5 protein-coding genes are annotated in these 3,606 nt (G+C 74.1%); 2 read left to right on the forward strand and 3 right to left on the reverse strand.

Going from position 1 to position 3,606, the window contains the following annotated elements; translation table 11 throughout:
- Positions 1–236 (reverse strand): VOC family protein (locus FNH09_RS45300; protein WP_202919893.1); only part of this gene is annotated, 236 nt, incomplete at its 3' end.
- A gap of 188 nt (positions 237–424) precedes the next feature.
- Here FNH09_RS45300 and FNH09_RS45305 point away from each other — a divergent pair.
- Positions 425–883, forward strand: a complete 459-nt coding sequence (locus FNH09_RS45305) for a pyridoxamine 5'-phosphate oxidase family protein (protein WP_152895701.1) — start codon at positions 425–427, stop codon at positions 881–883.
- Positions 884–1,023: 140 nt separating this feature from the next.
- Here the strand turns inward: FNH09_RS45305 and FNH09_RS45310 are convergent, their stop codons facing one another.
- Together FNH09_RS45310 and FNH09_RS45315 are read right to left on the reverse strand one after the other, a co-directional pair.
- Positions 1,024–2,223 carry an RNA polymerase sigma factor gene (locus FNH09_RS45310; protein ID WP_152895702.1) on the reverse strand — a complete coding sequence of 400 codons (1,200 nt, stop codon included), beginning with the start codon at positions 2,221–2,223 and terminating at the stop codon, positions 1,024–1,026.
- Positions 2,223–2,573 carry a YciI family protein gene (locus FNH09_RS45315; protein WP_152895703.1) on the reverse strand — a complete coding sequence of 117 codons (351 nt, stop codon included), beginning with the start codon at positions 2,571–2,573 and terminating at the stop codon, positions 2,223–2,225. Before FNH09_RS45315 ends, FNH09_RS45310 begins: the two co-directional genes overlap by 1 nt.
- Positions 2,574–2,681: 108 nt before the next feature.
- On the opposite strand from FNH09_RS45315, the gene FNH09_RS45320 reads away from it, so the two are divergent.
- On the forward strand, positions 2,682–3,606 hold a 925-nt coding region (locus FNH09_RS45320; RefSeq protein ID WP_152895704.1), incomplete at its 3' end, for an acyl-CoA dehydrogenase family protein.

Raw genomic sequence — 3,606 nt, forward strand, 5'->3', positions numbered from 1 at the left:
CGCCCGCCCGTCTGGTCGCCGACCCGGCCGCGCTGCGCGTCGTCCTTGGCCCGCGCGAGCAGCAGCGCGGTGCCCGATCCTTCGGCGCCGGCCGATCCGGGTTCCACGACGACCCACCGCGAGCCGTCGGGGCGCTCGGTGTCCTCGACGAGGTCGAAGCCGAGCGCCTGCGTGTAGAAGCGGATCGCCTCGTCGTAGTCGTCGACGACGAGGGTGACCAGGGCGATGCGTCTCATCGGGGAGTCGGGGCCTTTCGGTACGTGCGATTAGCGGGTGAGGTTATACGTAAAACTCCGTGCACGCCAGTCACCCGTCCAGGCTCGTCGGGCCCGGCTCCTTCGGCCCGGCGTAGGTCCCCGGACCGGGGCACGTTCCGCCTGCGGCCCGAGGCGTGGCGGCGACGGCGCCCGTTAGCGTCCCCACCATGACGATCAACGGCACGCCTCGCACCCTCGAACAGCGCAGGCAAGACGTGCGGGACCGGCTGGAGCGGGAGCGGGACGTCTGGGTCGCCACCGCGGACGCCGACGGGCTGCCGTGTCTGGTGGCCCTGTGGTTCGTCTGGGAGGGCGAGGCGCTGTGGCTGGCCACCAGACCGGCCAACCCCACCGGCCGCAATCTGCGCCACGGCCGGCGGGCCCGGCTGGCGTTCGGGGACACCGAGGACGTCGTCCTCGTGGACGGTGACGTGGAGACGTTCGGCGCGGCGGACGTGCCGGAGGCGGCGGCGGACGCGTTCCGGACGAAGACCGGCTGGGACCCTCGCACGGACCGTGCGGTGTACGCCTACTTCCGGGTGCGTCCGCGCGCGGTGCAGGCCTGGCGCGGGGTGCCCGAGCTGCCCGGTCGGCATCTCATGCGGGACGGGGTCTGGGCCTCCTGATCACCGACCCGGCCGACCGGCCCGATCGCCCGCCCCCGTTGACCGGCTCCGCCGGCCGGCCCGGTCGACCGGCTTTGTCGACCGGCTTTGTCGACCGGTTTTGTCGACGGGCTTTGTCGACGGGCTTTGTCGACCGGGGCTCAGGGGTGCCGTGCGTCCGCCAGCTCGCCGCGCCTGCGTTCCAGGTGGGCTCGCTCGGCCGCGCTGTCGGTGAGCGCGATCGCCGCCTCGTACGCCTGAACCGCCTCGCCGGTCCGGCCCAGGCGGCGCAGCAGGTCCGCACGGACCGCGTGGAAGACGTGGTAGCCGTCGAGGCCGAGGCCGTCCAGCAGGTCCAGGGCGAATCCGGGGCCGCGGACCTCGGCGACGGCCACGGCCCGGTTCAGCGCGACGACCGGGCCGGGGGCGAGGATCGCGAGCTGGTCGTAGAGCCGCAGGATCTGTCCCCAGTCGGTGGCCGCGGCCGTCGGCGCGTCGCTGTGCACGGCCTGGACGGCGGCCTGGACCTGGTAGGGGCCGGGACGGTTGCGGCGCAGGCAGCGGCGGACCAGGTCCTGCCCCTCGGCGATCAGCCCGGCGTCCCAGCGGGCGCGGTCCTGCTCGGGCAGCGGGACCAGGGCTCCGCCCGTGTCGAACCGGGCCGGACGGCGGGACTCGATCAGCAGCATCAGCGCCAGCAGACCGGCGACCTCGGGCTCGTCCGGCATCAGCTCCGCCAGGAGACGGCCGAGACGGACGGCCTCGGCGCACAGCCCGGGATCCCCGGTGTACCCCTCGTTGAAGATCAGGTAGATCACGGCCAGCACGCCCTTGAGCCGGTCCGGGAGGTCCGCGTCACGAGGCACGCGGTACGGGATCCGGGCGTCGCGGATCTTGGCCTTGGCGCGGACCAGACGCTGGGCCATCGTCGGTTCGGGGACGAGGAAGGCGCGGGCGATCTGCGCGGTGGTCAGTCCGCCGAGCAGACGCAGGGTCAGGGCCACCTGCGCCCGGGGAGCGAGCGCGGGATGGCAGCAGGTGAAGATCAGCCGGAGCCGGTCGTCGCGCACGGGTCCCTCCTCGGCGGGCGGATCGGCGGCGTACAGCCGGACGGCCTCGGTCTGCCGGGCGTCCCGGGTGGACTCGCGGCGCAGCCGGTCGACGGCCCGGTTGCGCGCGGTGGTGATGATCCAGCCCGCGGGGCTCGGCGGCGCGCCGGTCTCCGGCCAACTGCGCACGGCGGTCGTGAAGGCGTCCTGGACGGCCTCCTCCGCGAGATCGATGTCACCGAGGAAGCGGACGAGGACGGCGACCGCGCGGCCGTATTCCGCGCGGAAGACCGCCTCGACATCGGGTGGCATCAGGCCTCGCCCATGAACGGGCGCACCTCGATCGGGAGCGTGGTGGCCCAGGTCGCCCGCCGCCCCCAGTGCAGGGCCGCGTCCAGGTCGGGGGCCTTGATCAGGCAGATGCCGCCCAGATACTCCTTGCCCTCGGCGTACGGCCCGTCGGTGACCAGGACCTCGTCACCCCGGGGGCGCAGGACGGTGGCGGTCTCCGTGCCGTGCAGTCCGCCCGCGAAGACCCAGGCGTCCGCCTCGCGCAGCTCCTGGTGGAAGGTCTCCAGGTTGCGCTGGATCCGCGCCATCCCCTCCGGCGAGGGCGGCTCTCCGTCGGTCGGTGTGATCACGCTGAGCAGGTAGTACTTCATGACGGACTCCTTGGCGTCGTGGGTCGGTCCGGGCGTTTCCCCACCTCCTACACGAACGGCGGGCCGCCGGATCGACATCCCGCGCCGGGACACCGGAAGAATCTCCGCATGACCGTCGCATCGCATCCGCTCGTCGCCCGCGCCCGTCTCCTCGCGGACGACGTCCTCGCCCCGCAGGCCGAGCGCGTCGACCAGGAGGGCGTGCCCGCGAGTCACATCGAGGCGGTCAAGCGGTCGGGACTGCTCGGGATGAGCGCTCCGACGGAGTACGGCGGCTCGTCGGCGCCCGGCGCGGTGGCCCGGGAGACGGCGGAGATCCTGGCCGGGGCGTGCTGTTCGACGTGGTTCGTGCAGACCCAGCACCACACACCGGTGCTGACCCTGGCCAAGAGCGAACTGCCGGTGCGCGAACGCCTGTTGGGTCCGCTGGCGCGCGGGGAGCTGCTGTCCGGGGTGGCATACGCGCACCTGCGCGCGTTTCCGCGCACGCCCGTGCGGGTCACCCGGGAACGGGGTGGGTGGCGGTTCGACGGAACGGTGCCCTGGTACACCGGGTGGGGCCTGAACGACGTACTGCTGCTGGCCGGAGTCACCGAGGCCGGCGAGGCGCTGTTCGCCTTCACCGAGGCACGGGAGCAGCCGGGGCTGCGGGCGTCGCGGCCGATGCGTCTCGCGGCGCTGACCGCCGCCCGCACGGTGTCGCTGGAGCTGGACGGGCTGTGGTTGGCCGAGGACGCGGTGGCGCTGCGCACGCCCTACGACCGGTGGGCCGCGGCGGACCGGGTCAAGGCGTCGAACGCGTCACCGGCGGTGTTCGGGGTCGCGCGGGCCGCGCTGGATCTGCTGGAGGACGACGTCGCCGGCCCGCTGCGCGGCCGGCTCGACGAGGTGCGGCGCCTGGCCTACGACCTCGCCGACCTCCCGGCGCCGCCCGAGCGGCTGGAGGATCGGCTGGCGCTCAGGGCGCGGGCGCTGGAGGTGCTGAGGGCGGCCACCACGGCCGCGGTGGTGGCGGGCGGCGGGCGGGCGATGG

This window comes from Streptomyces adustus (genome assembly GCF_009377175.1).
In the GTDB taxonomy this organism is placed as follows: domain Bacteria; phylum Actinomycetota; class Actinomycetes; order Streptomycetales; family Streptomycetaceae; genus Streptomyces; species Streptomyces adustus.